General features: G+C 45.8%; 3 protein-coding genes. All 3 read right to left on the bottom strand.

The features are described from left to right. A partial coding sequence (locus OH459_RS27830; protein ID WP_269989824.1) for a LysM peptidoglycan-binding domain-containing protein occupies window positions 1-1316 on the bottom strand: 1316 nt, incomplete at its 3' end. A gap of 12 nt (window positions 1317-1328) precedes the next feature. Continuing rightward, window positions 1329-1922: a DUF4123 domain-containing protein gene (locus OH459_RS27825; protein ID WP_269989823.1), complete on the bottom strand. Its 594-nt coding sequence runs from the start codon at window positions 1920-1922 to the stop codon at window positions 1329-1331. Then, the coding region (locus tag OH459_RS27820) for a bacteriophage T4 gp5 trimerisation domain-containing protein (protein ID WP_443088663.1) at window positions 1904-2834 on the bottom strand (931 nt) is incomplete at its 5' end. The genes OH459_RS27820 and OH459_RS27825, both read right to left, overlap by 19 nt.

Here is a 2834-nt window from a genome sequence, read left to right as displayed (position 1 = left end):
GCAGAAAAGCCCGCAGAAGCACCTACACCTAAATCTACGTTTCCTTTCGCATTACCGTGCTCATCTTTCTCAAATGGGTTTAACTCAGCATCGACAGCCGCTTGCATTCCCCAGCGACCAAGTTGCGCCTCAGAACTCACCGCAAACATTGTATTGCCTTCATCGTCGCGCAAGAGTGTATCCGTCGATTTCCATTCAGCAATTTTTCCGCCGGGCGCCTGCCACTTCGCAAGATTGGCTTTAATATCAGGGCCAAGCTTTTTCTGCTCAAGGTCGCTTGTAATGTCATCAGCGATAGCTTTACCAAATTCTTTGATATTTCCCGTACGTAATGCTCGGTTTGCGTTGTTGGTATTAGAGGTATTTCGCCAACTATTACGAACGGTAGTTTCCTCTTGAAAGAATGCTTCTCGAACATAGGTGTAAACGCCGCGATTAATCGAGTACAACTCTCTAACCCCAGTATTTGTTACAATGCCATCCAATGCTCTCTCTTTTACCGCCATTTTTTTAGCATCAACAGGCTTGCCAGAAGAGCTCTCTTTGGTTGGTGGGACTTTGGCCATCTTTTCCCACGTCGCAAGCTCTTTCTTAAGGTTTGGTACGACTGTTGCAGTCAAACGCTCTTTTAGCTCAATGGCTGAGTCTTCAGAGCCAAACCAATTTGAGTATTCCTCAATGTAGCGGATACGCTTTTTCAACTCGGTTACTTTAGCGTTAGCCATTCGCTGGTTTTCTAAAGCTTTTTCTCTCTCAACCTTTTCTTTTCGAGACTGTTCTGCTTTGACACTTGCTGGATTCTTACGGCTGGGATCTGGCAATATGCCTGCGTATATCAGGTCGGCGCATAGGGCTTCTCGCTTTTGCGTATGCTTTTCCAACTCAGCCCATGTTTCTTTGCCCGTTGGAGCTTGATGGACTAGGTCACAGTAGCATTGAAATAACTTCGTCGTTTCTTCGATTTCCTTATCAAGCTTTTCAACCGATTCTTTCGTTAGGCAATAGAATCGGTTCGCTGATTCACCCGTGGCAAAAATGATATCTTCAATTTCCTTTGGCTCACACAAAGGCGCCGCGACAATTGTCCCTTTCTCTTTTGGACACATTTTGGCGATTGGCTCTACCGGAAACTCGACAGGGATAGGCTCTTCTTCTTCCTGACTAGGAAGGATTAAGGTATCGCCAACTTGGATTAAATCAGGATTTGGTTGGTACTTGGGGTTTAGTTCTAACAAGATGTTGAAGTTAACACTTTGTTCGATACCGATGCCAATAAGGGTGTCACCGGGTTTAATTACGTAGGTTTTGTTACTCATGAAACGCGTCCATTACCATTGCTGCGCAATGTTTTGCATTGTGCTCAGTTGTTCTTGCGAGAGTGTCCAAGGTTGAATTGACGTAGTAGCCTCACTAGCGTGGGATAAGTTAATACTTAGCCATTGTTTGCTATGCCAATGCAGAGATGAGAGTAAAGGAAACATTTGTCGTCGCTCCTCATCACTTAATGCTGCCATTAAAGGTACTAGAGTTCTGGGCTCATAAAATCGAAACAATGCTTCTCCTTGATTGCGCGACACAAAGAGACGCTGACGCAATGAGGCTGCAACCTCCGAAGAAGAGTGAGATGGCGAACTCCAAACCAAACAACCACAAGGTGTCTGGCTCATCTTAGCTACGCATGCCTGAAGTGCCTCTTCTGATGACCCGATAGAAACTAAGACAGGCCCCTCATTGAGGTGTGATAGGCGAGTACCAGCCATCAACGGGATAACCTCGAATGACTCAAGATGCGCCTCCAATTTCTTTTTCCATTCAGGCCAAAGAAGAGGTTCGATAATCGCGTACGCTTGTTGATTCGTAATTAGGTTCGGTTGGGCATTACCTTGAATTCGCCAGTTTGGATTTAGCTGTGTATTTGACATGTTTTACCGCTCCCACAATCACACAGTTCTTGCATTAAGCCACCGTCTTCAACAAAACCTTTATAAGCGGCCGGAGACATAACAGGTGGTGTTTTCTTCGCTATAGATAATCCTTTAGGACGCCTTGTAGAAACGCTGCTGTTGCCGTTTGCCGCGCCGCCCGGATTGATGTCTACTTTTCCACCCGTTGCGGTGACACTACTCGCACCATCAATCGTAATGGAGGTACCGTTTAAATGGATGTTGCCGCTGCTCTTTAGCACTAAGCTGGATGCGCCAACGAAGAGCTTGATTTCATCCGCTGAGACCACCGCGGTTTCGCCATCAGAGCGGATAGAGGTATTGCCGTTGACTTCGACACTGAGGTTATTGCCAATGCTATGTGTATCGTCAGCCCCCACATCAATAGAGCGCGATGCCATGATTACCGTGTTTTGGTCTTGCCCTACATCCAGAGAATCGTCTTTACCAATCAAAGTTTGACGATTTTCGTCGATGTACAAATCTCGGTTGTTGGCTATTTTCTCGGATTCATTCGCGTTGTAAGTAACGTGAACATCTTCCTCAACTTGCTCCATAAAGGTTTGCTTAGTGATGGAGGTTTTATGCCCATCAATCACTTCTTTACGGTCGCCTAAGATATTATTTTCTTGGTTGTTGCCGACTTTTAACTCTTCATCATTACCGATATCTCGGTAACGGTTATTGAGCACTTTGGTCTTCATGTCTTTTTGAGCACGGAAGTGAACCTCTTCTTGGTCATTCTCATCCTCAAAATACATTTCGTTGTAACCTTCAGCCTTATGGCTTTGGGTTCTGAACACGGTGCGCGTTTTGTTTTCTGGTAATGGGTATGGTGGCGTGTGTAAACCGTTGTACACCGCGCCCGTCACTAACGGGCGGTCTGGGTCG

The organism is Vibrio sp. MM46 (assembly GCF_027587135.1).
GTDB lineage: Bacteria > Pseudomonadota > Gammaproteobacteria > Enterobacterales > Vibrionaceae > Vibrio > Vibrio harveyi.
Note: the sequence above shows the minus strand (reverse complement) of the source record. Positions and strands in the feature narration are given on the sequence as shown.

Bases quoted from the DNA above. Each gene is read 5' to 3' on its own strand.
- OH459_RS27825 (WP_269989823.1), bottom strand. From the start codon at position 1,922: ATGTCAAATACACAGCTAAATCCAAACTGGCGAATTCAAGGTAATGCC.